Origin of the sequence: Microbacterium sp. RG1 (assembly GCF_005347485.1) — a bacterium.
Lineage (GTDB): Bacteria > Actinomycetota > Actinomycetes > Actinomycetales > Microbacteriaceae > Microbacterium > Microbacterium binotii_A.
Genome location: NZ_CP034121.1, coordinates 1,345,132 through 1,368,814, shown reverse-complemented (window position 1 = coordinate 1,368,814; position 23,683 = coordinate 1,345,132). Strand labels below are relative to the sequence as shown.

Sequence of the window (23,683 nt, the reverse complement as noted above, 5' to 3'; positions counted from 1 at the left end):
ATCAGCGGATCGCGATCGCCGCCTCGGGCGTCGCGACGCGGAAGCTCAGGCTCTCGATCAGGTACAGCTCCACCGCGTCGCGGCTGTGCGCCGTGTATCCGAGTGAGATGTCCTGACCGGACTCCAGGATGAAGTCGCCGCCGCGCAGGCTCACCACGACCGCACCTGTGATGCCTGGCGTCCAGGTCACCGGACCGCCGAGGATGCGTTCCAGGTGACGCTGCAGCACGGCGCCACCCGCGTCACTCCCGCCGGAGATCTCGGTCCACGTCGCGGTGTCGACGGCGAGGCCGTACGGGCCACCGACTCCGGCGCCCGACAGTGTGGCGATCGCATCGGCCACCAGGGGAGCGAGCCGGGCCGGCTCTCCGGCGCCGCTCAGCGGCGCATGCGGTGACGACGGGATGATGCCGACGAATCCGGCGGCGTCCCAGCCGTGGAAGACCGCGGCGTTCTCCGCGCTCGCGAGCGCGACGGCCGCCTCATCCAGGGGAGTCAGGTCCGTGTCGACCGCGCCGCGGGCGTCGTCGTCGAGTTCGCTGCGCGACAGCGCGAAGTCCGCGCGCAGTTCCGCGAGCGGTAGAACCTGGCGGGTACGGCCGGTGACGCCCGCGAACGGCGTCGAGAAGCCCGTGCCGACGCGGCCCAGGGTGGTCGCGGAGTGTTGCCAGCCGAGTGGGCCCACGAAATCGACCAGCCGCCGGGCGCCGAGGGCCGGCTGCAGTCGGGTGCGCGCCTCATCGTCCAGCGTGTCCCAGGTCGCGTCGGTGATGGGCGCGAGGCCGCGATAGAGGTGATCCATGAGAGTCCTTCCGATCGTCAGAAGCGCCCGCCGATGCCGAGCGAAGAGTCCGCGGCGGGCGCGGGGGGCTGAGGTGTGGCGGGGGTCGACTGCGTCGGGTCGTCGAGTCCGTCCAGCACGTCGGGACGCGGCGCGAAGAACACGCTGCCTGTCACCGCGGAGGAGAAGTCGAGCAATCGGTCGTGCAGTCCGGGCGGGTCGCCGATGAACATGCGCTCGAGCATCCGCTGGATCACCCAGAGATCGCGACAGCATCCGATGAAGTAGGTGCCGAACTCGGCGGCGCCGGGGCGACCGAACGGCATGTTGTCGCGGAGGATGTCGTGCTCGACGCCCTCGTCGTCGACGATGGTCGCCAGCGTCTTGTGCGCCTTCTGGCCGGTGGTCGCATCGTCGAGCTCGATGTTGTCCGCCTTCGACCGCCCCATGATCGCCTCCTGCGCCTCGGTCGGCAGCGCGCGCCAGGCGGAGAGGGGATGCAGGTACTTCTGCGTCACGATGTACGTGCCGCCGGCGTGGGCGGGATCCTCGTCACCGACGAGCACGGTGTCGGCGATGTCCTCGCCGACCGGGTTGGCCGTGCCGTCGACGAATCCGAGCACATCCCGTCGGTCGAAGTATCGGAAACAGGCCGTCTCGTCCTCGGTCGTCACGGTGTCGCCGAGCGCATCCATGAGTTGCCGCTCGAACTCGAAGCAGATGTCGGCGCGATCGGCGCGGATGTGGAAGAGCAGGTCGCCCGCCGTCGCCGGTGCCGTGTGCGCCTCGCCGACGATCGGCGCGAACGGTCGAAGCTGCGAGGGACGCGGTGTGCCCACAAGCCGCGGCCAGATCTCGCTCCCGATGCCCACGGTGCAGGTGAGCGTCGCAGAGGGGTCCCGGAAGGCGACCGCCTTGATCGAGCCCGAGAGGTCCGCGAGGACTCCGCGCACGCGCTCGAGAGCCTCTGCTCCGCCAGTCACACGCAGCACCAGGAACACGGCATGCGTCGACAGCGGCGAGCCGAACTGCTGCACGGCTCCCGGGACGAACGAGGAGGGATCGGCGCGGCGCACGTTCTCTGCCATCGGGTTCCCTTCCGACGGCCCAGGGGAGCACCGTCATCGTCAGTATGGCGTCGCGCGGCGTGGGAGCGCTCCGACTCCCGACGAACGTCCGCCCGACACACGGCGAGATCCCCGTCGGCGGCGGAGTCGCCCCGGGGATGTGGAGCGCCCGCTCCATCACGTACATTCTTCTCTGCGGGGAGGAAGATCCATGGAACGAGAACGCGCACTGGGCGACTATCTGCGCGCCCGTCGCAACGTGCGCCAACCCGAAGAGGTGGGCCTGGAGCGCGCCCCCGGCCGGCGTGTACCCGGGCTGCGTCGCGACGAGGTCGCCCAGCTCGCCGGCATCAGCGCGGAGTACTACCTCCGCCTCGAACAGGGGCGCGGTGCTCGCCCCTCCGACCAGGTGCTGCGCGCGCTCGCGGGCGTCCTGGGGCTGGATGCGGAGTCCCGCGCGTACCTCGGACGCCTCGCCGCAGGCGCGCCTGCTCTGCCGGCGCCGGAGGACGCGGCGGTCGCGGCCCAGATCGCTCGCGTGCTGGCGCAGTGGACGCACACACCCGCGTACATGTCGGACCGTCACCGCGACGTCGTCGTGGCCAATCCGCTCGCCGCAGCGTTCGGGTTCGGCGGACTGGCGGCCGGGCAGAACGTCGTCATCAACCTCTTCAACGATCGGATGAAACGCACGCTCGATCAGTGGGAGTCGATGACCAGGGCGGCCGTCGCCACCCTCCGCCGCGACGCGGACCCGGATTCGCCCCGCTTGAAGGAGATCATCGAGGAGCTCTCACAGGACGAGGACTTCGTGCGCATCTGGGAACGTCACGACGTGTCGGGGCCGGAGGACGCGCAGATCTCGATCATCGTCGAAGGTCTCGGGACCCTCGACGTCGAGATCCAGAACTTCAGCGTGCGCTCCCTTCCGGGCTACATCATGACCGTCATGGCGGCGCCGCCGCAGTCACTGGCGGCCACCGTCTTCTCACGGCTCGTCGAGCGGTTGACTGCGGCGGAAAGTGGTACTACCGGGGCCTCCCAACCCCTGCAACCCCCTCGGTAGCGTTCCGGGTGTCGATCCTCACGAAGGAGCACCCATGACGTATCCCCCCGCGTCTTCCCCTGTCCAAGCGGGCTCTCCGCGATGAACCTCCAAGACGTCGTCGACGAGCTGGCGGAGACCCTCGGACGCTCGGTTGTCATCAACGACCTCGCCTACCGTCCGGTCGCGGCATCCGCGCAGGGCGACGAGATCGACGAGGTCCGCGCGCGAGCCCTTCTTCGCCGCCAGACCGCCCCGCAGGAGCGGGCGTATCTGGAGAGCCTGCGCCTGCTGCAGTCACGCCGACCGCTCACGATCGACCTGACGCGCTTCAGCGCCCGGGAACGGCTCGCCATCCCGATCTGGGCCGACGACGAACCGGTGGGCGTCCTGTGGCTCATCACGGGAGGGATGCCTGCCCTCAGCGAGCACGACTACCGCGCGATCGACGCGGCCGTCGCGGTCTCACGCGACCTGTTGATCACCCACTCGCGCACGGCGACGGTGTCGGTACGCACCGCCGTCATGCGCGATCTGCTCGCTGCGGACGTGCTCGCCCGCCGGGATGCCCTGACGGCGGCGGTACGTTCCTACGGCGTGGAACGGGGACCCGGCAGCGTCGTGCGCGCGGTCGCGGTCGGCTACGACACCGGCGTGGTGCAGAGGGCGGCGCTCGGGCGGGCGCTGGAGAGCCTTCCCGGGGTGCGCCTCACGTTCTTGGGGGAGGACGGCGCCTCGCTGCTCTTTCTCGGGCACGCGTCCGACACCGACGCGACGGATGCGGCGATCGCCGCCGAGACGGCCGCGGCGGACGTGCTCCTTCGCGCCATCGGCTCCGCCAGCCTCACGCGCGAGGACAACGACCTGCGCGAGGTCGCCGATCGGGCGATCGCCGCCGCGGCGGTCGCGGAGGTGCTTCCCTCGCTGGGAGGACGGGCCGCGGCGGAGGAGATCGGACCCTGGTTGCTGATCTCCGACATCATCGCCGACCCGAGCCGGCTCGCCCGATTCTCGCCGGCGGCGCACGTGCTGCTGAACGACACCGACCCGCTGCGTCGGCAGACGATCGAGGCGTTCCTCGACGGTGCGGGCCGCGTGCGAGAGGTCTGCGATGTGCTGCACATCCACCGCACAACGCTCTACTACCGGCTCGAGAACATGCCGGAGCCGGTGCGCCAGGCGCTCGACGACGGCCTGTCGCGCAGCACGCTGCATCTCGCGCTGAAACTCGCCGCTTACTGGGAGCACTCGGGGAGGATCTGACGGCAGGCGCGGTGGTCCGAACCTCGGACGCTACGACAGTCGTCGAGACAAGAGGGGACACCCGGTCGCAGCTCTCGCGACCCGTGCACGTCTAGCGTCGAAGCCATCAGATGCGAGACGAGGTGATCGTGGTGGCCCAGATGCCGACGGTCGTGCTGGTGCACGGCGCATTCGCGGACGGGGCGAGCTGGTCGCCCCGTCGCGTTGCGGCTCCAGGGCGCCGGCTTCGAGGTGCGGGTGCCCGCCATCTCCAACCGCAGCCTGGCTGACGATGCCGACTACGTCAGCGCGTTCGTCTCCCGCATCCCCGGTCCCGTCGTGCTCGTCGGCCACTCCTACGGCGCAACGGTGGTCGGAGTGGCAGGCCGCAGTGAGAACGTCGCGGCTGTGGTCTTCGTGAGCGGGTACGTGCTGGATGAGGGCGAAAGCGCGGCGGAGATCCACGCGCGTTTCCCCGTGGCGCCTGCGGTCGAGTTCTTCCGCGAGGTCGCCTACCCCGAGCTCGGCGACGGCACGCGCCGTGACATCTCGGTGGACGAGAAAGAGTTCGCCTTCCTCGCCGCCGCGGGCCTGCCCGACGACGAAGCCGACGTGCTCGCCGTGACCCAGCGTCCGCTCGATGCCGCGGTCCTCAGCGAGCGGGCTCAGGCAGCGGCGTGGCGGTCGACTCCGGCGTGGGGTGTGATCGGCCTGGCCGACCGGGTGGTCAACCCCGACGCTCTGCGCTGGGCGCACGAGCGCGCGGGGGCTCGCCAGATCCTCGAACTCGAGGGCTCGCACCTGCTCATGCACACGCATCCGGCGGAGATCGCCGCTCTCATCGTGCGTGTGGCGGCGAACCTCACCTGAACACGGTGCGCGGGCCGATCAGTCCCGCAGCAGCGACTGCCAGTCGGCGGGTACCCGATCGGCGGGGCCGGGCGCGGGCTGCGACATGGGATGGGAATGCGCGGGCGCGAGCTCGGGACCGGTCGCCATCGTCTCGGATTCGTAGTCCCAGAACCACTCCTCGCCAGGCTCGAAGCTCTGGATGATGCGATGCCCGGTGGCGCGCCAGTGGGCCGTGGCGTGCTTGCCGAGAGAATCGTCACAGCACCCCACGTGGCCGCAGGCGGCGCAACGGCGCAGATGCAGCCACCAGCTGTCCGTCTGCTCGCACTCGACGCATCCCGTGCCGCTGGGCGGCACATCAGCTCTGATCTGAGTCGAATCGTTCATGCCTGTGCCTTTCTCGCTCGCATCATCGTGGCAGCCACCACCGTGGCGATGAAGACCAGCGCTGCGAAGATCAGGAGGACCACCGTCTGGTCGACGAAGGTCAGGAAGACGCCGACGGCGAGAACCGGAAGCGCCAGTCCGCAGTAGGCGATCAGGAAGATGAGCGCGAGCGTCTCGCCGCGGCGTGACGGATCCGCCAGGGCCGACGCGGTTGCGATCGACGCCTTGAACAACAGGCCTACGCCCACGCCCGACACGACGCCGCCGACCAGGAAGAGTGCCAGATTCGGCAGGACGGCGCCCGCGGCGACCAGCACGAGTCCCACCGCGCACGCCAGCCGGGCGATCCCCAGCTGCACGCGCACGGGCACGCGGGCGAGCAGCACCTGCGCCGCGGCCGCCGCACCGAACACAGAGAACGTCGTCGCGCCGGCGACGAGGTGATCGTGCTGATCGAAGGTTCCGGCGAGGAAGGTCGGGGCAAGGGAAGTGAACAGGCCGAACAGAGCGAAGCCGGCGAAGGCGCCGAAACCCGCGGCGATGAAGATCCGGCGGGATGCGGGCGGCGCCGCCAGGCGCTGGGGGCGGTACGCGGGGCGCGGCTCCGGCGCCGCCACGGTCTCGGGGACGGCGAGCAGAGCGACCGCCGCGAGCAGCAGCACCACCAGGAAGACCGCGTGGGGGAGCACGAGCGGATCCGGCAGGAACTCGGCGAACAACCCGCCGATGAGCGGCCCCAGTGCGAGGCCGCCGATATTGGCGGCCCCCGCGACGGATGCCGCGACGATCGCGTTCTCGTCGGGTCGGGCCGCCTGGCGCAGCTCCCCGAGGTGGGCTGTCGCCGTGGCGGTGAGGATCCCGACGCTGACACCGTTGACCAGTCGGGCGGCGATCAGGCCCGGCACGCTCATGACGGCGAGGAACATGACCGCAGAGACCGCGGACACGAGCACGGCGATCACGAGCATCCGTCGCCGACCGGTCCAGTCGCTGATATGCCCGAGGAAGAAGAGGCTGAAGACGACGCCGACGGCGTACGCCGCGAAGATCACCGTGACGATCGACACGGGGAAGTGATCGAGCTCCTGATACAGCGGATACAGCGGGGTCGGCACGGTCGAGTACGCCATCACCAGCAGGAAAGCGATCGCCACGATCCAGAACCCGGCCCCGTGGGACACCTTCCGACCGGTGCTGCGTACCTGCGACATGCTCCGCCTCCCCGGCCGCCCGCGTGCACGGCCACATCCCTCACAGGCTAGGGCCGGGCGGACACGCGGGGTGCGACCCGTGTCGAGCATCGCCTCGACACGGGTGCCGTGCGGCGTCGGCGGAACCGGGCAGACTTCGATGGGCGAAGAGGGTTTTGCGCCGCGGGCGGCGGCGCTAGCCTGAGCCAACGACGAGACGGAGACGGTCATGGCGGAGTTCACACGCGGATTCGGCGGGCGGCGGCGGGAGTCCGACCCGAGACTCCCACCCGGTCAGTACCTCACGGCAGACTTCCCCGTCCTGTCGGCGGGGCCCACCCCGCGCGTCCCGGAGAGCGAGTGGTCGTTCTCGATCCGCACCGAGTCGGGTGCGGTCACCTCCTGGAGCTGGTCCGAGTTCCTCGCGCTGCCGGCCGAGGAGGTCCACACCGACATCCACTGTGTGACGCGGTGGTCCAAGCTCGACACGACATGGCGCGGCGTCTCGATCGACACGCTGTTCGCCGGCATCGACACCTCGTACGAGTACGCCATGGCCCACTCGTACGGCGGCTACACGACGAACGTACCCATGGCCGACCTGCGCGGCGGGAAGGCATGGATCGCCTACTCGTTCGACGGCAAGCCCCTCGATCCCGAGCACGGTGGCCCTGCGCGTCTGCTGGTACCGCACCTGTACTTCTGGAAGAGCGCCAAATGGGTGCGCGGGATCAGCATGCAGAAGCACGACGACCCGGGATTCTGGGAGCAGAACGGCTACAACCTGCACGGCGACCCGTGGACAGAGGAACGCTACTGGTGAGAACCAGCGACTGGCTCGCCGCGCGGGTCGCCGCGGCCGTCCCCGACACCGCGCACGGCCGCGTGCTGACGCTGGCCGTTCCCGGGTGGCCGGGCAATGCCCCGGGACAGCATCTCGACATCCGTCTCACGGCGCCCGACGGCTACCAGGCGGAGCGCTCGTACTCGATCGCCTCCTTCGGACCGGGGGAGAGCGTCGAGATCGCGGTCGACGAGATCCCCGAGGGGGAGGTGTCGCCCTACCTCGTCCGTGTCGCCGAGCCGGGCGACGCGCTCGAGGTGAAGGGGCCCCTCGGGGCCTACTTCGTGTGGGATGACACCGACCCGTCACCCGTGCAGCTCATCGCGGGCGGCTCGGGCATCGTGCCGCTGCTCGCGATGGCGCGCGCGCGGGCAGCGTCCGGCGCGGGCGCGCCGTTCCGGCTCCTGTACTCGGTGCGCACGGCGGCCGACGCGTTGTACCGGGACGAGGTCGAACGGCTGGGTGCGGCCGGCCCGGATGTGACCTGGGCCTACACCCGCCAGGCGCCCACGGGATGGCCCGGACGCGTCGGCCGGCTCGATACCGAGCGCATCGCGCAGGCCACGTGGATGCCGGCGCAGCATCCGCTGACGTTCATCTGCGGCCCGACGAGCTTCGTCGAGGCGGCCGCCGATGCGATGGTCGCGGCGGGACACGACCCCGCGCGCGTGAAGACAGAGAGGTTCGGAGGATCCTGATGGACAGCACGCCGCACGTCCGCCCCGACCCGCGCCGCGTCGCCCAGCGCGTCGACGGCAACGCGCTCGCCGGCATGCTGGACGCCTTCGCCGGTCTCGACCCCGCCCTCCTCGTGCTGACCTGCGGTCATTGCGGTCGCAGTGCCGCCCTCGCCGAATGGTCCGTGGAGATGGATGCGGCGGCCGCCATCGTGCGCTGCCGGGGCTGCACACGCACCTTCGCGACCATCCTCCGCCGCGACGGCGGCATCGAGGTGCGCGCCGCCGGGGGATCCATCTCCACCACGTCCACCGTCTGAGCGTTGCTCGACTCCTGTCGGGGACAGGCGTCGGAGACGGCGGGTAGCGTCGCCCGCATCCGACGCCGAACGACGGCCGAGACGAGGGAGAGAGCATGCGACTCGAACGAACCGGAATGGTGTCCATCGACCTGACGGGCAAGACGGCGCTGGTGACCGCGTCGTCGGCGGGGATCGGCTTCGCGATCGCGCTGCGCTTGGCCGAGGCGGGCGCGGAGGTCATCGTGAACGGTCGCAGCGAGGACTCCGTCGCCCGCGCCGTGGCCGAGATCAATGCGCAGGTCGAAGACGCGGCGCGCGGCATCGTGGCCGACGCCGCCGATGAAGCCGGGGCGGCGACACTGGTGGCGGAGGCAGGACGCGTCGATGTGCTCGTGAACAACCTGGGGATCTTCGAGGCCGCCGAGGCGCTGGAGATCGACGACGCCGCGTGGCGGCGCTTCTTCGAGACGAATGTGCTCTCCGGGGTGCGCCTGACGCGCGAGCTGCTGCCGCAGATGATCCGGCGGGGCTGGGGTCGCGTGCTGAACATCGCGAGCGATTCGGCCGTCGTCATCCCCGCCGAGATGATCCACTACGGCACCTCGAAGACCGCGGTGCTCGGAGCCTCACGCGGATTCGCCAAGGCGGCCGCGGGAACGGGCGTCACGGTGAACGCCGTCATCGCCGGACCCACGCACACTCCCGGCGTGGAGGAGTTCGTGGCGCAGGTCGTCGGGCGGGACCTGCCGTGGGACGACGCGCAGCGCGAGTTCATGCGTACGGCGCGGCCGCAGTCGCTGCTGGGGCGGCTCATCGAGCCGAGCGAGATCGCCAACATGGTCGTCTACCTCGCCTCGCCGCTCGCATCGGCGACGACCGGCGCGGCGGTGCGCGTCGACGGCGGCTACGTGGACTCGATCGTCCCCTGAGCGGGAAGGGCCGCGACGATCCGCGCGACCACCTCCGGTACGCTGTCGCGCGTCGAGACCGTCACACCCCACTCGTCGGTCTCGAGCGGCTCGAGCGTGTCGAGCTGCGAGGCGAGCAGGGCGACCGGCATGAAGTGATCGGTGCGTGCCGCCATCCGCTTCCCGAGGGTGGCCTCGTCGAGTTCCAGTGCGGCGAAGAAGATCGGCGCCGTGGCCTCGGCGCGGATCAGATCGCGATACCGGCGGCGCAGCGCCGAGCAGGCGATGACGACGGGACCCTTCTCGCCCGCCGTGCCGAAGGCGAGACCGACGCGTCCGAGCCACGGTGCGCGATCCTCGTCGGTCAGCGGCACACCCGCGGCCATCTTGGCCCGCGCCGCATCGTCGTGCAGATCGTCGGCGTCGAGGTAGACGCCGCCGAGACGCGCGGCCAGGGCGAGAGCGACCGTCGACTTCCCTGCGCCCGAGACGCCCATGACGACGATCCGCATCCGTCCTGCTTCGCTCATACGCTCGAGCCTATGGCCGCCGCGGAGAGCCCCTCACCAGCCGTGGGCGTTGAACCACACGCCGCGCCGGTCGGCCTCAGCTGAATCGGCGGCGCCGCGGAAGGCGTCGTGCGGCGCGAGTACGCCGTCGTCGAGCGGGACGAAGCCCCAGCAGGCCCCGCAGAGAGCCGCGCCGTGCGGAAATCCATCGGCAAGGCGCGGTGCGGGAGTGGCCGGCGCCCCTGAGCCGGAGCACAACGGCGCGTCCGCCTCCCGGTCCGACCACATCCGCGACGTGCCGGACCGGTTGTGCAGACCGGCGTGGCCGCGGGGTCTCGTGCAGACGGCGCCCCGGTGGCGGCTGAGGCACCACGATGCGAGAGCGGTGTTCACGCCATCACGGGGGCGACAGGGGCGCCGAGCGGACGTAGCATGGTCGTCATGTCCACGAAGCCCTCGCCGATCCAGCTGCTGAACGTCCGTCCCGCCGAGGATGAGAACGGCCAGCCGAGCCCGGAGGAGTCCTTCGGCTGCTGCGGCGGCGGCTCCTGCAGCATCGACTGACCCTCACGGACTCGCCTGCGTCAGTGCCCCGCGGGCGGAGCGTCGATCGAATCGGCGGGCTTGCGGATGAGCAGCGCGCCGATGATGGTCGGGATCGCCACGATCGCGGCGAACATGAAGGCGCTGCGCGCACCCGCCGCCCACGCGGCAGCGTCACCGGATGCCTCGTTGGCGACGAACCCCGCGTTCATGATCGTGATCATGACGGCGATACCGGCCGCACCCGCCACCTGCTGAACCGTGCTGACGATGGCGCTGCCGTACGAGTAGAAGCGCGGCGCCAGTGAACCGAGCGACGCGGTGAACAGGGGCGTGAACGACATGGCGAGACCCACCGAGAGCAGCGTCTGCGTGACCACGAGCTCCCAGATCGGGGTCGTCTCCGACAGCGTCGTGAACACCCAGAGCAGCGACACGGTCAGGATCGATCCGGGCAGCAGCAGCACGCGGGTGCCCCAGCGGTCGTAGATACGGCCGATGAGCGGGCCCGCGAGGCCCATCGCGAGTGAGCCGGGCAGCACGATCAAACCCGTGACGAGCGGGCTGAGGTTCATCCCGTTCTGCGCGAACAGCGGGAGCACGGTGATGGTGCCGAAGAAGGCGAGCGACAGCACCGCGAAGTGCGCCACCGAGATGGTGAAGTTCGTGAAGCGGAACACGCGCAGATCCAGCAGCGCACGGTCCTCACGCTGCAGGACGAACTGGCGCCACACGAACGCCCCAAGCGCCAGCACGCCGACGACCAGCGAGATGATGAGCGTCGTCGACGAGGCGGTCGCGGCCGAATCCGCCGAGCCGCCGTGCGAGCCGCCGCCGATCTGGCTGAGGCCGAACACGACGCCGCCGAAGCCGAAGGCCGAGAGCACGACCGACAGCACATCGATGCGCGCGTGCGTCTGGGTGCCGACGTTCGAGATCCACCGCGCTCCGATGGCGAGCGAGACGAGGGCGATCGGCAGCACGATCGCGAAGATCCAGCGCCAGCCGAGGTTCTCCAGCACGAAGCCCGACATGGTCGGACCGATCGCCGGCGCGAGGGCCATCACGATGCTCACGCGCCCCATCATCCGACCGCGCGCCGCGGGGGCGACGATCGTCATGAGCGTGGTCATGAGCAACGGCATCATGATCGCGGTGCCGGACGCCTGCACGACGCGTGCGACGAGGAGCACCTCGAAGCCCGGGGCGAGCACGGCGATCAGGGTGCCGAACGAGAACAGCGACATCGCCGTCATGAACACGGCACGAGTCGTCAGCCGCTGCAGGAGGAAGCCGGTGATCGGGATCACGACGGCCATCGTGAGCATGAAGGCGGTCGTCAACCACTGCGCGAGCACGGCGGTGATGCCGAGGTCGGTGATGAGGTGGGGGATCGCCACGCCCATCGTCGTCTCGTTGAGGATCGCGACGAAAGCGGCCACGAGCAGCAGCCAGATGATGCGGTTCTCGCCGGAGCGGACGGCGGGTGCGGGGTCGGTCGTGGTGGCCACGGAACCGGTCTGGACGGATTCGGCGTGCATGGTCGTCTCCTCGGAAGCGAAAAGGGATGGGGACGGCCGCCGGAAGTGGCGAGCGAATCTGACAACGCGGCGAGCGGGCGGAGCATTCCCGAGGCGGCGAAATCCGGTCGGGCGTGTTCGTTGCCCGCGACCGGCACCGACGCGCGTCGGACAAGACTACCGGTTCGGATCCGGGCAGGCGGGGGCGATCTAGGCTGAGCGCATGAGTATGGCCGGCCCGTCGCATCCGCCGGGGTTTCGCGGAGTGGATGCGGCCGCCCAGCGCCTGCGCAATGCCGAGGCTCCCCGCATCCCTCACCTCGGCCGCCGGATCGCCGCGCTGTTCCGGCCCTATCGCGCGCGCCTGATCGTCACGGCGCTGCTCGTGGTCGCCGGTGCCGCGGTCGCCGTCGTGCCGGCACTCATCGTGGAGCGGGTGTTCGACGACGCGTTGTTCCCCGCGGACGGGTCCGGCGTGGACATGGGACTTCTCGTGCGCCTCGTCGCGATCATGGTGGTGCTCTTTCTCGCTTCGGGCGGACTGCAGGTCGCGCAGACCTGGTTCACCTCGACGGTCGGCAACAACGTCACCGGTGATCTGCGTGTGCGTCTGTTCGATCATCTGCAGTCCATGGAGCTCGGCTTCTTCACGCGCACCAAGACCGGGGTGATCCAGTCCAGGCTGCAGAACGACGTGGGCGCCGTGTCGGGCGTTCTGACCAACACCGTCACGAGTGTGCTCGGCAACACGGTCACCGTCGTCGCGTCCCTCGTGGCCATGGTCCTGATCGATGTGCGACTCACCCTCATCGCCGTCTTCCTGATGCCGATCCTGGCGCTGATCCAACGCCGCGTCGGCCAGGTGCGCGCGCGCATCGCGGGACAGACGCAGGAGTCCCTGTCGGAGCTGTCGGCGATCACGCAGGAGAGCCTGAGCGTCTCGGGGATCCTGCTGGCGAAGTCGTTCAACCGCCAGGGCAGCGAGTCGGCGCGCTACGGAGCGCAGAACCGCATCCAGATCCGGCTGCAGGTGCGCCAGGCGATGAGCGGCCAGGGGTTCTTCGCGCTCGTCGGCGTCATCATGGCCAGCGTTCCCGCCGTCATCTACCTGGTGGCGGGCCTGTTCATGTCGGGCGGGACCGATGCGGGCATCTCCGCCGGCACGATCGTGGCGTTCACCACCGTGCAGGCACGCCTCCTCCAGCCGCTCATGGGCCTGATGCGCGTCGCCCTCGACGTGCAGACCTCCGCCGCCGTGTTCGCGCGCATCTTCGAGTACCTTGATCTGCGACCCGCCGTCCGCGATGCTCCCGATGCGATCGACGTCTCCGAGGCTCCGGGCCCGGTCGGGCGCGTGGAGCTGCGCGATGTCACCTTCCGCTACCCGGAGTCGGCCGCCTCCGCGCGCCCGCTGCTGGACGCGGTGTCCTTCGTCGCGGATCCCGGGCAGCACGTGGCGCTGGTCGGACCGAGCGGGGCCGGGAAGTCCACGGTGCTCTCGCTCATCCCGCGCTTCTATGACGTGGACGACGGCGCGGTGCTGTTCGCGGGCGCCGATGTGCGCGCTCTGACCTCGGCATCCATCATCGATCGCATCGGCATCGTCTCGCAGGAGACGTACCTGTTCCACGCGACGATCGCCGACAACCTGCGGTACGCGAAGCCCGATGCGACGGATGAGGAGCTCGCCGCCGCCTGCGAGGCCGCCAACGTGCACCACGTCATCACGGGTTTCGAAAAGGGCTACGACACCGTCGTGGGCGAGCGGGGCTACCGGCTCTCCGGAGGCGAGAAGCAGCGCATCGCGATCGCGCGCGTGCTGCTGAAGGACCCGCCCGTGCTGCTGCTGGACGAGGCGACGTCGGCGTTGGACACGCGCAGTGAGCGCGTCGTGCAGCAGGCGCTGGACACGGCGGCCCGCGGCCGGACCACGATCACCGTCGCGCACCGGCTGTCGACCGTGGTCGCCGCCGACGTGATCCTCGTCGTCGACGACGGTCGCATCGTCGAGCGCGGCACGCACGCCGAGCTCGTCGCGGCGCAGGGGCTCTACGCCACGCTCGCGGCCGAGCAGCTCACCGTCTGAGCACCGCTCACCAGAGCAGGGCTGCGGAGATCAGCGGCTGCGCGTCGTCGGGGACGACGGCGGTCGCCACGTCCTGCCGCTCGGAGACCGACCGGGCGAAGGCGCCGATCAGTCGGCGGTACTCGTCGTCCGGATGCGTGGCCGCCACTCGCGCGAGCCGCGGGATGTCCATGCGCAGCAGCTGCCCCGCACGCGCCCGAGCGGCGGCCGTGTGCCCGGTGCCCTCGAGCACCCGCATCCCCTCGCTCATCGCGTCGAGACAGTCGCGCAGCACGTCGAGCCGTTCCTCGTGCTGCGTGATCGAGGAGCCGTCCGCACGCTCCCGCCAGTGCACGACGACGTCCGACAACACGTCGAACCGCCGTGCCCTCGCGTACATCTGCTGGGCCACCACTTGGTCCTCGTAGAGCCGTCCCTCGGGAAAGCGCAGGCCGCTGCGCTGCCAGAACTCGGTGCGGCTCAGCTTCGACCATGCGACGACGTTGGCCGTCACCTCCGGGTGCTCCTCGAGGGTCGTCGCCGTCCGCGCGGGGGCCGTCGCGCGGCTGACCCACGGCTGCACGTCGCCGGCGGCGTAACCGCCCGACCCGTCCGGACGTAGACGGACATACGCGCCCACCACGAAATCGCTGCCGCTGCCATCGAGAGTGGCGACGAAACGCTCGAGAGCCGTGGGGAGCATGACGTCGTCGGCGTCCAGGAAGGCCACGTAGGGCGTGTCGACCAGATCCAGAGCCGTGTTGCGGGCGGCCCCGAGCCCGACGCGTCGTGCGAGCCTCACCACACGGAAGCGCGGATCGGATGCGGCGGCCGCGTCGAACAGGTCGCCGGTGCGATCGGATGATGCGTCGTCGACGAGCACCGCGGTCCAGTCCGACAACGTCTGCGCGCGCAGCGAATCGAGGGCGGCCTGCGCCCACGGCTCGACCTGGTAGCCGGGGACGACGACCGTGACGAGGGGGCGCTGATTCACGTCGCCGATCGTACCGCTGCGACCGATGCGGCCACCGCCGCAGCGACCGGACCGAGATCGACCGTCAGGTCGTGGGGGAAGGTGAATCGCACGGCGGTCTGCGCCACCTCCGGCGCGATGCCCATCGCCACGAGCACGTGGGAGGGCTCGTCGCTGCCGGCCGCGCACGCCGATCCGCTGGAGGAGACGATGCCGCGCCGTTCGAGCTCGAGCAGCACGGCCTCGCCGCTGGTGCCCGCGAAGGTGAAGCTCGCCGTGGCGGGCAGCCGCTCGATGGGGTGGCCGGTCAGCGCGGCGGACGGCACGGCCGCGAGCACCGCGGCCACGAACGCGTCGCGCGCGGCTCCGACGCGGGCGGCGGATGCGGCGCGCTCCGCTTCGGCGAGTTCGAGCGCGGTGGCCAGGCCCACCGCCCCGGCGACGTCCTCGGTGCCGCTGCGGCGACCGCGCTCCTGTCCGCCGCCGTGGAGGATCGGCTCGACCGGGATGCGGCCGCGGATGGCCGTGGCACCGATCCCCTTCGGGGCGCCGAGCTTGTGGCCGGCGATGGTGATCGCGTCGGCCCCCGTGCCGGACAACGGCAGCCAGCCCGCCGCCTGCACCGCATCGAGGTGCAAGGGCACCCGGGCCGCGGTCGCGACGGCGGCGATGGCGTGCACATCCTGCACGGTGCCGGTCTCGTTGTTCGCGTAGCCGAGGGTGACGAGCGCGGTGTCCTCGCGGAGGGTGGCGGCGACCGCATCCGGAGACACCCGACCGGTGTCGTCGACGTCCAAGACCGTCGCCTCGAAACCGTGGAGGCGCTGGAGGGCGGCGACCGACTCGAGGATCGACTCGTGCTCGATCCCCGTCGTCACGACGTGGCGACGGCCCCGGGCGAGCATCGCGCCCAGAGCGATCCCCTTGACGGCGAGATTGTTGCCCTCCGTGCCGCCGGAGGTGAAGATCACGTCGCCCGTGCGCACGCCCAGCACGGCCGCCACTCGCGCCCGGGCGTCGGCGAGCGCAGACGCCGCCTGCTCGCCGACTTCGTGGTGGCTCGACGGATTGCCGAACGCGCCTCGCAAGTACGGCAGCATCGCCTCGATCACCTCGCGGCGCACGGGCGTCGTGGCGGCATTGTCGAGGTACATGGCTCCGCTCACACCGGGTCGGCCAGGCGCAGATCGATGTCGAGACCGAGGTCGAGCCCCCGGGCCGCGTGCGTCAGCGCACCGACGGAGATCACGTCGACACCCGTCTCCGCGATCCGACGCACGGTCTCGAGCGTGACGCCGCCGGAGGCGTCCACGATGGCGCGACCGGCGATCTGCTCGACGCCTCGTCGGAGGTCCTCGATCGAGAAGTTGTCGAGCATGATGGTGCCGACACCCGCGGCGAGGACGTCGTCGATCTGGTCGAGACGGTCGACCTCGACCTCGACGTGCGTCGTGTGCGGGAGGCGTGCCAGTGCCTCCTGCAGCGCCTGCGTGACGGGGACGCCGGAGGCGGCGAGGACGGCGAGGTGGTTGTCCTTGGCCATCACCGCGTCGGACAGGCTGAACCGGTGGTTGTGGCCGCCGCCGCTGACGACCGCGTGGCGTTCGAAGGCGCGAAGTCCCGGCGTGGTCTTGCGGGTGTCGGCGATGCGCGCACCGGTGTGGGCGACTTCGGCGACGTAGACAGCCGTGAGGCTCGCGATGCCCGACATTCGCTGGACGAAGTTGAGTCCCACCCGCTCGGCCGTGAGCACCGAACGAGCGGGGCCGGTGACGGTGGCCAGCGTCGCACCGGCATCGAATCCGTCGCCGTCGGCGACGAGCAGGTCGACCCGCGTCCGGGGATCGACCAGGCGGAACGCGGCGGCGAACACGGCGCCGCCGGAGAACACGCCGCTCTCGCGGGCGACGAGGGATGCGGTGGCGACCGCATCCGCGGGGATGAGTGTCTCGCTCGTCACATCGCCCCAGGGGGCGTCCTCGTCGAGGGCCGCGGACACGACCCGGTCGATGGTGGCGGATGTCAGCATGCCTCGGCCTCCTGGGCGATGGCGGCGGCGAAGGGCGCGCCGTCGCGACGGAAGTGGGCGCCGACCGAGACGGTACGACGGCGCGCCGCGGCCACGAGGTGCTCGGCGACCAGCAGGAGGTTCGCGTCCTCCTGCGCGGCCACGGTCCCGGCGGCGGGCGCGTCGCGGCGCCACGCGGCGATGACGGATGCGGCGTGAGCCAGGCCCGTCTCGTCGCGCTCCAGTCCCGCGTGATCCCAGAGCAACTGCTGCAGGCCCATCCGGCTGAACCCGGGCGCGTCGCTCGCGGGCTCGGCAGCCGCCGCCGGCTCTGCGGCCGGGACGTCGGCCGCTCTCACGGGATCGGCGAGCAGGGCAGCCGCCGCCCGCGCGCCGAACACGGCGCCCTCCAGCAGCGAGTTGGATGCCAGGCGGTTCGCGCCGTGGACGCCGGTGCGCGCCGTCTCGCCGACGGCGAAGAGCCCGGGGACGCTGGTGCGCCCGTCGAGATCGGTGAGGACCCCGCCCATCAGATAGTGCGCGGCCGGGGTGACCGGTACGGGCGTCGTCGACCAGTCGATCCCGCGTGCTCTCAGCGCGCTGTCGATCGTGGGGAAGCGGGCGGCGAGGGCCTCAGCCCCGCCGAGACCCGTCGCATCCAGCACGACGGGGATGCCCGGCTGGGAGGCGGACTGTCGGGCGATCGCGCGAGCGACCACGTCGCGGGGCGCGAGCTCGCCGTCCGGGTGCGCATCGAACGCGAAGCGTCGGCCGGCCGCATCGCGCAGCACGGCGCCCTCTCCTCGGACGGCCTCGGAGACGAGGAACGAGTCCTCGCCGTCGAAGGCGGTGGGGTGGAACTGCACGAACTCCAGATCGGCGACGGCGGCGCCCGCGCGGATCGCGGCGGCGATGCCGTCGCCGGTCGCGACCGAGGGGTTGGTGGTGTGGGCGTAAAGCTGGCCCACGCCGCCCGTGGCCAGCACGACGGCGTCCGCGTCGATCCGCTCGCGCTTCCCGGACGCGTCGACCACATCGACGCCCGAGACCTTTCCTGCCTCGAGGACGAGGTCGGCCAGGAACGTGTGCTCACGCACGCTCACGGCGTTGTCGGCGAGTCGGGCGAGCAGGGCGGCCTCGATTGCCGCCCCCGTCGCGTCGCCGCCCGCGTGCAGCACGCGGGGCGCCGAGTGCGCGGCCTCCAGGCCCCGTCGCAGCTCACCGGCACGGTCGCGGTCGAACGGAACGCCCGCTGCCAGCAGGGCGCGGATCGTCTCGCCACCGGCTTCGACGAGCACCCGCACCGCGGCCGGATCGTTCAGGCCCGCGCCGGCGGTCAGTGTGTCGTCGAAGTGGGCGCCGGGGGAGTCGCTCGTCGCCGTGACGGCGGCGATCCCGCCCTGCGCGTGCGCGGTGCTGCCCGCATCCGCCGCGGCCTTCGTGATGAGCGTGACCTCGGCTCCGCCCTCGGCCGCGGCGAGCGCTGCCGTGAGCCCGGCGATGCCGCTGCCGACGACGACCGCTCTCATGCGGCGCTGCCGGAGGGCTTGGCGGCCAGCATCCGCTCGAGGGCGACACGAGCCGGGTCGGCGACGGAGGCGGGCACGGTGATCCGGTTGAGCGTCTCACCGGCGACGAGGCCCTCCAGAACCCAGGCGAGGTAGCCGGGGTGGATGCGGTACATGGTCGAGCACGGGCAGACCACCGGGTCGAGGCAGAAGATCTCGTGCTGCGGGTACTGCGCGGCGAGGCGCTGCACCAGGTTGATCTCGGTGCCGATCGCGAAGGTCGTGGGCTCGGTCGCGGCCGCGATCGCCTTGCGGATGTAGTCGGTGGAGCCTGCCTCGTCGGCCGCGTCCACGACGGCCATCGGGCACTCCGGGTGCACGATCACGCGGACGCCCGGGTGCTCTGCGCGCGCCTTGTCGATCTGGTCGACCGTGAAGCGGCGGTGCACCGAGCAGAAGCCGTGCCAGAGGATGACGCGGGAATCGGTGAGCGTCTGCTCGTCGCTGCCGCCGAGCGGCTTCGTCGGGTTCCACATCGGCATCTGCTCGAGCGGCACGCCCATGGCCTTCGCGGTGTTGCGTCCGAGGTGCTGGTCGGGGAAGAACAGCACCCGGCGGCCCCGCGCGAAGGCCCACTCGAGCACGGTGCGCGCGTTGGAAGAGGTGCAGACGATGCCACCGTGGCGTCCGACGAAACCCTTGATCGCCGCGGACGAGTTCATATAGGTCACCGGCACGACCGGCACGAGGCCATCGGCGTCGGGGGCGTCCATGTCGCCGTAAAGCTCCTCCAGCTGCTCCCAGCATTCCTCGACCTGGTCGATGTCGGCCATATCGGCCATGGAGCACCCGGCGGCCAGGTTGGGAAGGATGACGGCCTGCTCGGGCTGCGAGAGGAGGTCGGCGGTCTCGGCCATGAAGTGCACGCCGCAGAAGACGATCGCCTCGGCGTTCGGGTGCTCGAGCGCGGCGTTGGCGAGCTGGAACGAATCGCCCACGTAGTCGGCGTGGCGCACGACCTCCTCGCGCTGGTAGAAGTGGCCGAGCACGACCACGCGTTCGCCGAGCGTCTGCTTCGCGCGGCGGATGCGGGCGTCGAGCTCGTCGTCGCTCGCGTCGCGGTAGGCCGCAGGCAGCATGCCCTGACGCGGGGAGCCGGTGGGGATCACATCGCCCATCGAGGCGCCGGGTCCGTATCCGGGGCGCGCGTCGAAGTCCCACGGGCCCGCCGCGAGGTCGGTGTTGCAGGTGGACCCCGACCCGGCGCCCGAGACGATCGCCTGGATCTCGTGATCGACGGACGGATCGATGGGACGCGGCTGGATGGTCAGCGTCGTGCTCATGTCGTGCTCGATTCGTGACTTCGCGGGCGGCCGAGCGGGCCGCGATCGGCCAGCTCGACGTCCTGGTTGTAGCGGTACAGCCGTGCCGGCCGGTGACTTCCGGTGCGGAACGACTCGGTGGGGATCAAGGTGTTGCTGTTCTCGACCTGCCGGCGGAAGTTGGCGGGGTCGAGCTTGCGGTCCAGGATCGCCTCGTTGACCTCGCGCAGATCCGCGAGGGTGAAGGCGTCCGGGAGCAGACCGTGCGCGATGCGGCTGTAGCCGACCTTGTTGCGCAGCCGCCACAGGGCGTAGTCGACGATCGCGTTGTGGTCGAAGGCGAGGGGCGGAAGATCGGTCGCCGTGAACCAGTCGACGTTCTCGGGTGCGTCTCCCGCGGCCTCGTGCGCGGCGCTCTGCGCATCGACCTCGTCGGAGCGCAGCAGCGCCCAGTAGACGATCGAGACGACGCGACTGGGGGATCGGTCGATGTCGCCGAACGCGTAGAGCTGCTCGAGGTAGCTCGCGCTGAGACCGGTCGTCTCGGCGAGCGTGCGAGAAGCCGCCTCATCGAGGTTCTCCGCGGCGTCCAGCCAACCGCCCGGCAGCGCCCACAATCCTTCGTGCGGATCGCGGGTGCGCTTGACGAGGGGGAGGACGAGACGCGGATCGTCGTCGCCGTCGCGCCGCAGGCTGAAGATCACGGTGGAGACCGCCACGCGCGTCTCGGTGGACTCGGCGTCGGCGGTGTCGGGAGAGGGGTTAGTTCGTGTCATGGTGACCTTAACTCGGGACGATCTTAATGTCATCGCGACCAGAAGCAAAATCCGTCGCCGTCACCCGGCGCTCGCGGCACCCTGTCAGCGCGGCCGCATACGCTGACCGCATGCCGCCGATCGTGATCGACATCCTGCTGGTCGTGGTGCTGGTGATCGTGCTGATCCAGGGGTGGCGGCGAGGACTCCTGGCGAGCGCCGGGACGATCGCCGGGCTCGTGCTCGGCGCGGTCGCCGCCTGGTGGCTCGTGCCGGTCGTGTCCCGCTGGGTCCCGGACGCCGCCTGGCGCGGCTGGGCGGCGCTGGGTGTCGCCGTGGGGCTGCTCGTCCTCGGGGCGTCGCTCGGCGCAGCGCTCGGCCGGGCGTTGCGCCGGGGAGCCGCCCGCATCCGCCTGCGGGGGATCGATCGGGTCCTGGGTGCCGGGGCGATGACGGTCGTCGCGGCCCTCGTGCTCTCCCTCGTCGGACAGAGCGTCGCAGCCCTCGGCATCCCGTTCGTGTCCTCGGCGCTCGCGTCCTCCGGTGTGCTGCGCACGATCGACACGCTCACTCCTCGCCCCGTCGACGAAGCGTTGGCGCAGGTGCGAGCGAGCGTCCTCGACGACGGACTCCCGCAGTTGGGGGCGCTGTTCGGAGAACTGACCGCACCCGCCGAGGTGGCGCCGCCCGTCGACCTCGACGACCCGGCACTGAGTGCGGCTGCGCAGTCCGTGGCGCGCATCGCCGGGACGGCGTACTCCTGCGGACGCAACCTCACCGGGAGCGGCTTCGTCGTGGCGCCGGATCGCGTCGTGACCAACGCCCACGTGATCGCCGGCGTCGAGCGTCCGATGGTGGAGCTGCCGGGGCGCGCCGCGCGTGAGGGACGCGTCGTGTACGTCGACGCCACGGCGGACCTCGCCCTCATCGCGGTGGACGACCTGGACGCGGCGGCGTTGCCGTTGGGCACCGATCTCGGCCCGGGCGCCGCGGCCGTGGTGCAGGGCTACCCGTACGGCGGCCCGTTCACGATGGGCAGCGCCACGGTGCAGACCGTCGGAGTGGTCTCGGTGCCCGACATCTACGACCAGGGACGCGATCAGCGCGAGGTCTACGCCCTGGCGGCGACGGTCCGCCCCGGCAACTCCGGCGGACCGCTGCTCAACGCCGCGGGCGAGGTCGTGGGTATCGTCTTCGCGCGCGCCGACGACGGCTCCGAGGTCGGCTACGCGTCGACTGCGGCAGAGCTCGCCCCGCTCGTGCAGGCTGCGCCCACCCTGACGGATGCCGTCGGCTCCGGCGCCTGCGTGCCTTAATCGCCCGCGCGGGCGCGTCGGGCTATGCTGGCCCGACAACGTGAATATCGGCCCCACGACCGGTGCGGGAGAGCCTCGGAGATCTTGTCCGAGCACCGAAGGAGCAAGCCTCCCCGCCAATCTCTCAGGTATGCGTACCGCCCCGGTCGGGCGACTCTGAAAAGCGATCCTCGCGGATCCGCCGACGGTGAAAGATCGCGCTCCGCGTGTTCGAAACTCTCAGGCCCATGACAGAGGGGGAGTTCTCAGGCCCTCGCCTACCCGCATCCACCCGGGAGAACTCATGACCGATCCACGCTCCACCCCGCTCCGAGACCGCCACGAGGCGGCCGGAGCCGCCTTCACGGACTTCGGCGGATGGCTCATGCCCGTCCGCTACGCGTCCGATCTCGCCGAGCACCGTGCCGTACGCGAAGCCGCGGGGCTCTTCGACATCTCCCACATGGCGGAGTTCCTCGTGACGGGAGCGCACGCCGGGGCGTTCCTCGACTACGCGCTCGCCGCGCGGCACTCGACGATGCGGCTCGGGAAGGCGAAGTACTCGCTCGTGCTCGCGGAAGACGGCGGCATCGTCGATGACGTCATCGTCTACCGTCTCGCCGACGACTGGTTCATCGTGATCGCCAACGCCGGCAACCACGATGCGGTGGCCGAGGCGCTCGCCGACGCGCGCGCATCCTTCACACCGCCGGCTCCCGCGGTGGGCGCCGACGGATCGTTCGGATTCGTCGCGGGCGTGCACGTCACCGTCGAGGACGCGTCGGACGACTCGGCGCTGCTGGCGCTGCAAGGCCCGGCGGCCATCGCGGTGCTCGAGGCGCTGCCGGGCCTGGAACTCGCCGAACCCGCGCGTCGCCAGGGCGATGCGCCGACGCCGTGGAGCTTCGACGACCTCGGCTACTACAGCGTGCGCGCGGCGGACTTCGCGGGGCAGGCCGTGCTGATCCTCCGCACCGGCTACACGGGCGAGGACGGCGTCGAACTGCTCGTGCGCGCGAGCGCGGCGGGAGAGCTGTGGGACGCCCTTCTGCAAGCGGGTGAGCCGTTCGGCCTGCTTCCCGCGGGCCTCGCCGCGCGCGACACCCTCCGCCTCGAAGCGGGGATGCCGCTGTACGGGCACGAACTGAGCCGCGATGTGCGGCCCGCCCAGGCGGGCCTCGGTCGCGTCGTCGCCGCCGACAAGGACGCCTTCATCGGCAAGGGGGCCACTGAGCCCGCACCCGACGCGCGTGTTCTGGTCGCCCTCGTCTCCGAGGGAAAGCGCGCGGGGCGCGCGGGCTATCGGGTCCTCGATGCCGAAGGCGGCGTGGTCGGCGAGATCACGAGCGGCGCGCTCAGCCCCACCCTCGGACACCCGATCGCGCTCGCCTACGTCGACGGCGACCGGAGCCTCATCGGCACAGACCTGTTCATCGATGTACGCGGCACGCGAATCCCCGCGACCGTGACCGAACCGCCCTTCTACCGGAGGAAGAAATGACCGTCGATCCCACCACGCTGTCCTACACCGCAGAGCACGAGTGGGTGCTGATCGAAGGCGGCGTCGCCACCTTCGGCATCACCGACTACGCCGCCGAACAGCTCGGCGACGTCGTCTTCGTCGACCTTCCCGCGATCGACGCGCCCGTGGTCGCCGGGCAGGTCTGCGGCGAGATCGAGTCGACGAAGTCGGTCGGAGAGCTCTACGCCCCTCTCAGTGGACGCGTCATCCAGGTCAACGGCGAGGTCGACTCCGACCCCTCGCTCGTCAACGCGGATCCCTACGGGGCGTGGCTCGTGCGCATCGAGCTCGACGGCGAGAGCGCACCCCTGCTCGACCGCGCCGGATACGAGGCGCTCATCGAGGGCGCCGCGTGAGCGTTCCCTTCA

At 70.9% G+C, this 23,683-nt stretch carries 24 protein-coding genes and 2 riboswitches; of the genes, 12 read left to right on the top strand and 12 right to left on the bottom strand.

Annotation, left to right across the window (positions count from 1 at the left end; genetic code table 11):
- Window position 1: 1 nt before the first annotated feature.
- Both EHF32_RS06595 and EHF32_RS06590 read right to left on the bottom strand, forming a co-directional pair.
- Window positions 2–802: a family 1 encapsulin nanocompartment shell protein gene (locus EHF32_RS06595; RefSeq protein WP_137417442.1), complete on the bottom strand. Its 801-nt coding sequence runs from the start codon at window positions 800–802 to the stop codon at window positions 2–4.
- A gap of 17 nt (window positions 803–819) precedes the next feature.
- Complete coding sequence (locus EHF32_RS06590) at window positions 820–1,869, bottom strand: Dyp-type peroxidase (protein ID WP_137417441.1); 1,050 nt, start codon at window positions 1,867–1,869, stop codon at window positions 820–822.
- Between the two features lie 190 nt (window positions 1,870–2,059).
- Here EHF32_RS06590 and EHF32_RS06585 point away from each other — a divergent pair, with 190 nt between their 5' ends.
- From EHF32_RS06585 to EHF32_RS06575, 3 genes are all read left to right on the top strand, one after another.
- The gene (locus EHF32_RS06585) at window positions 2,060–2,914 is read left to right on the top strand and encodes a helix-turn-helix transcriptional regulator (RefSeq protein ID WP_137417440.1); all 855 of its coding nucleotides are present in this window, start codon (window positions 2,060–2,062) and stop codon (window positions 2,912–2,914) included.
- An 81-nt stretch (window positions 2,915–2,995) separates the two neighbouring features.
- Entirely contained in the window at window positions 2,996–4,156 is a 1,161-nt protein-coding gene (locus tag EHF32_RS06580) for a helix-turn-helix domain-containing protein (RefSeq protein ID WP_137417439.1), read from the top strand.
- Between the two features lie 237 nt (window positions 4,157–4,393).
- Window positions 4,394–5,005, top strand: coding sequence for an alpha/beta fold hydrolase (locus EHF32_RS06575; RefSeq protein WP_238343813.1), 612 nt, complete (start codon window positions 4,394–4,396; stop codon window positions 5,003–5,005).
- 18 nt (window positions 5,006–5,023) lie between these two features.
- On the opposite strand, the gene EHF32_RS06570 is transcribed toward EHF32_RS06575, so the two are convergent.
- Together EHF32_RS06570 and EHF32_RS06565 are read right to left on the bottom strand one after the other, a co-directional pair.
- A complete protein-coding gene (locus EHF32_RS06570) occupies window positions 5,024–5,374 on the bottom strand; it encodes a UBP-type zinc finger domain-containing protein (protein ID WP_137417438.1) in 351 nt (116 codons plus the stop codon).
- Complete coding sequence (locus tag EHF32_RS06565) at window positions 5,371–6,585, bottom strand: MFS transporter (protein ID WP_137417437.1); 1,215 nt, start codon at window positions 6,583–6,585, stop codon at window positions 5,371–5,373. Before EHF32_RS06565 ends, EHF32_RS06570 begins: the two co-directional genes overlap by 4 nt.
- A gap of 208 nt (window positions 6,586–6,793) precedes the next feature.
- Here EHF32_RS06565 and EHF32_RS06560 point away from each other — a divergent pair, with 208 nt between their 5' ends.
- From EHF32_RS06560 to EHF32_RS06545, 4 genes are all read left to right on the top strand, one after another.
- Window positions 6,794–7,387 carry a sulfite oxidase-like oxidoreductase gene (locus tag EHF32_RS06560; protein ID WP_137417436.1) on the top strand — a complete coding sequence of 198 codons (594 nt, stop codon included), beginning with the start codon at window positions 6,794–6,796 and terminating at the stop codon, window positions 7,385–7,387.
- Complete coding sequence (locus tag EHF32_RS06555; RefSeq protein WP_238343812.1) at window positions 7,384–8,106, top strand: FAD-binding oxidoreductase; 723 nt, start codon at window positions 7,384–7,386, stop codon at window positions 8,104–8,106. The genes EHF32_RS06560 and EHF32_RS06555 overlap by 4 nt, the downstream gene beginning before the upstream one ends.
- On the top strand, window positions 8,106–8,405 hold the full coding sequence (locus tag EHF32_RS06550; RefSeq protein ID WP_137417434.1) for a DUF6510 family protein: 300 nt from the start codon (window positions 8,106–8,108) through the stop codon (window positions 8,403–8,405). The genes EHF32_RS06555 and EHF32_RS06550 overlap by 1 nt, the downstream gene beginning before the upstream one ends.
- A gap of 119 nt (window positions 8,406–8,524) precedes the next feature.
- Window positions 8,525–9,316, top strand: a complete 792-nt coding sequence (locus tag EHF32_RS06545) for an SDR family NAD(P)-dependent oxidoreductase (RefSeq protein ID WP_137419147.1) — start codon at window positions 8,525–8,527, stop codon at window positions 9,314–9,316.
- Here EHF32_RS06545 and EHF32_RS06540 read toward each other — a convergent pair.
- A complete protein-coding gene (locus EHF32_RS06540; RefSeq protein ID WP_137417433.1) occupies window positions 9,292–9,825 on the bottom strand; it encodes a gluconokinase in 534 nt (177 codons plus the stop codon). The genes EHF32_RS06545 and EHF32_RS06540 overlap by 25 nt on opposite strands.
- 420 nt (window positions 9,826–10,245) lie before the next feature.
- Between EHF32_RS06540 and EHF32_RS16135 the strand changes: the two genes are divergently transcribed.
- Window positions 10,246–10,368: a hypothetical protein gene (locus tag EHF32_RS16135; RefSeq protein WP_267955138.1), complete on the top strand. Its 123-nt coding sequence runs from the start codon at window positions 10,246–10,248 to the stop codon at window positions 10,366–10,368.
- Window positions 10,369–10,388: 20 nt separating this feature from the next.
- Here EHF32_RS16135 and EHF32_RS06530 read toward each other — a convergent pair whose 3' ends face one another.
- Complete coding sequence (locus EHF32_RS06530) at window positions 10,389–11,888, bottom strand: MDR family MFS transporter (protein ID WP_137417432.1); 1,500 nt, start codon at window positions 11,886–11,888, stop codon at window positions 10,389–10,391.
- A gap of 202 nt (window positions 11,889–12,090) precedes the next feature.
- Between EHF32_RS06530 and EHF32_RS06525 the strand changes: the two genes are divergently transcribed.
- Complete coding sequence (locus tag EHF32_RS06525; protein ID WP_238343811.1) at window positions 12,091–13,953, top strand: ABC transporter ATP-binding protein; 1,863 nt, start codon at window positions 12,091–12,093, stop codon at window positions 13,951–13,953.
- Window positions 13,954–13,960: 7 nt separating this feature from the next.
- Here EHF32_RS06525 and EHF32_RS06520 read toward each other — a convergent pair whose 3' ends face one another.
- From EHF32_RS06520 to EHF32_RS06495, 6 genes are read right to left on the bottom strand one after another with little or no spacing between them, the layout of a single operon-like run.
- Window positions 13,961–14,926, bottom strand: a complete 966-nt coding sequence (locus EHF32_RS06520) for a glycosyltransferase family 2 protein (protein ID WP_137417431.1) — start codon at window positions 14,924–14,926, stop codon at window positions 13,961–13,963.
- Complete coding sequence (locus tag EHF32_RS06515; RefSeq protein ID WP_137417430.1) at window positions 14,923–16,059, bottom strand: cysteine desulfurase family protein; 1,137 nt, start codon at window positions 16,057–16,059, stop codon at window positions 14,923–14,925. Before EHF32_RS06515 ends, EHF32_RS06520 begins: the two co-directional genes overlap by 4 nt.
- An 8-nt stretch (window positions 16,060–16,067) precedes the next feature.
- Window positions 16,068–16,934 carry a carboxylating nicotinate-nucleotide diphosphorylase gene (nadC, locus tag EHF32_RS06510; protein WP_137417429.1) on the bottom strand — a complete coding sequence of 289 codons (867 nt, stop codon included), beginning with the start codon at window positions 16,932–16,934 and terminating at the stop codon, window positions 16,068–16,070.
- Window positions 16,928–18,442 carry an L-aspartate oxidase gene (gene nadB, locus EHF32_RS06505; RefSeq protein ID WP_137417428.1) on the bottom strand — a complete coding sequence of 505 codons (1,515 nt, stop codon included), beginning with the start codon at window positions 18,440–18,442 and terminating at the stop codon, window positions 16,928–16,930. Before nadB ends, nadC begins: the two co-directional genes overlap by 7 nt.
- Window positions 18,439–19,764, bottom strand: coding sequence for a quinolinate synthase NadA (gene nadA, locus EHF32_RS06500; RefSeq protein ID WP_137417427.1), 1,326 nt, complete (start codon window positions 19,762–19,764; stop codon window positions 18,439–18,441). Before nadA ends, nadB begins: the two co-directional genes overlap by 4 nt.
- Window positions 19,761–20,519, bottom strand: coding sequence for an NUDIX hydrolase (locus EHF32_RS06495; protein WP_137417426.1), 759 nt, complete (start codon window positions 20,517–20,519; stop codon window positions 19,761–19,763). The genes nadA and EHF32_RS06495 overlap by 4 nt, the downstream gene beginning before the upstream one ends.
- A gap of 110 nt (window positions 20,520–20,629) precedes the next feature.
- Here EHF32_RS06495 and EHF32_RS06490 point away from each other — a divergent pair, with 110 nt between their 5' ends.
- From EHF32_RS06490 to gcvH, 3 genes are all read left to right on the top strand, one after another.
- Complete coding sequence (locus EHF32_RS06490) at window positions 20,630–21,814, top strand: MarP family serine protease (RefSeq protein ID WP_137417425.1); 1,185 nt, start codon at window positions 20,630–20,632, stop codon at window positions 21,812–21,814.
- 55 nt (window positions 21,815–21,869) lie between these two features.
- Window positions 21,870–21,964: riboswitch (glycine riboswitch) on the top strand.
- A riboswitch (glycine riboswitch) is annotated at window positions 21,965–22,058 on the top strand.
- Window positions 22,059–22,097: 39 nt separating this feature from the next.
- Entirely contained in the window at window positions 22,098–23,294 is a 1,197-nt protein-coding gene (locus EHF32_RS06485) for an aminomethyltransferase family protein (RefSeq protein WP_137417424.1), read from the top strand.
- Window positions 23,291–23,671: a glycine cleavage system protein GcvH gene (gene gcvH / locus EHF32_RS06480; protein WP_137417423.1), complete on the top strand. Its 381-nt coding sequence runs from the start codon at window positions 23,291–23,293 to the stop codon at window positions 23,669–23,671. The genes EHF32_RS06485 and gcvH overlap by 4 nt, the downstream gene beginning before the upstream one ends.
- The last annotated feature ends 12 nt before the right edge of the window (window positions 23,672–23,683 follow it).

Bases quoted from the DNA above. Each gene is read 5' to 3' on its own strand.
- EHF32_RS06595 (WP_137417442.1), bottom strand. From the start codon at position 802: ATGGATCACCTCTATCGCGGCCTCGCGCCCATCACCGACGCGACCTGG.
- EHF32_RS06590 (WP_137417441.1), bottom strand. From the start codon at position 1,869: ATGGCAGAGAACGTGCGCCGCGCCGATCCCTCCTCGTTCGTCCCGGGA.
- EHF32_RS06585 (WP_137417440.1), top strand. From the start codon at position 2,060: ATGGAACGAGAACGCGCACTGGGCGACTATCTGCGCGCCCGTCGCAAC.
- EHF32_RS06580 (WP_137417439.1), top strand. From the start codon at position 2,996: ATGAACCTCCAAGACGTCGTCGACGAGCTGGCGGAGACCCTCGGACGC.
- EHF32_RS06570 (WP_137417438.1), bottom strand. From the start codon at position 5,374: ATGAACGATTCGACTCAGATCAGAGCTGATGTGCCGCCCAGCGGCACG.
- EHF32_RS06565 (WP_137417437.1), bottom strand. From the start codon at position 6,585: ATGTCGCAGGTACGCAGCACCGGTCGGAAGGTGTCCCACGGGGCCGGG.
- EHF32_RS06560 (WP_137417436.1), top strand. From the start codon at position 6,794: ATGGCGGAGTTCACACGCGGATTCGGCGGGCGGCGGCGGGAGTCCGAC.
- EHF32_RS06550 (WP_137417434.1), top strand. From the start codon at position 8,106: ATGGACAGCACGCCGCACGTCCGCCCCGACCCGCGCCGCGTCGCCCAG.
- EHF32_RS06540 (WP_137417433.1), bottom strand. From the start codon at position 9,825: ATGAGCGAAGCAGGACGGATGCGGATCGTCGTCATGGGCGTCTCGGGC.
- EHF32_RS16135 (WP_267955138.1), top strand. From the start codon at position 10,246: ATGTCCACGAAGCCCTCGCCGATCCAGCTGCTGAACGTCCGTCCCGCC.
- EHF32_RS06530 (WP_137417432.1), bottom strand. From the start codon at position 11,888: ATGCACGCCGAATCCGTCCAGACCGGTTCCGTGGCCACCACGACCGAC.
- EHF32_RS06525 (WP_238343811.1), top strand. From the start codon at position 12,091: ATGAGTATGGCCGGCCCGTCGCATCCGCCGGGGTTTCGCGGAGTGGAT.
- EHF32_RS06515 (WP_137417430.1), bottom strand. From the start codon at position 16,059: ATGTACCTCGACAATGCCGCCACGACGCCCGTGCGCCGCGAGGTGATC.
- nadC (WP_137417429.1), bottom strand. From the start codon at position 16,934: ATGCTGACATCCGCCACCATCGACCGGGTCGTGTCCGCGGCCCTCGAC.
- nadB (WP_137417428.1), bottom strand. From the start codon at position 18,442: ATGAGAGCGGTCGTCGTCGGCAGCGGCATCGCCGGGCTCACGGCAGCG.
- nadA (WP_137417427.1), bottom strand. From the start codon at position 19,764: ATGAGCACGACGCTGACCATCCAGCCGCGTCCCATCGATCCGTCCGTC.
- EHF32_RS06495 (WP_137417426.1), bottom strand. From the start codon at position 20,519: ATGACACGAACTAACCCCTCTCCCGACACCGCCGACGCCGAGTCCACC.
- EHF32_RS06490 (WP_137417425.1), top strand. From the start codon at position 20,630: ATGCCGCCGATCGTGATCGACATCCTGCTGGTCGTGGTGCTGGTGATC.
- EHF32_RS06485 (WP_137417424.1), top strand. From the start codon at position 22,098: ATGACCGATCCACGCTCCACCCCGCTCCGAGACCGCCACGAGGCGGCC.
- gcvH (WP_137417423.1), top strand. From the start codon at position 23,291: ATGACCGTCGATCCCACCACGCTGTCCTACACCGCAGAGCACGAGTGG.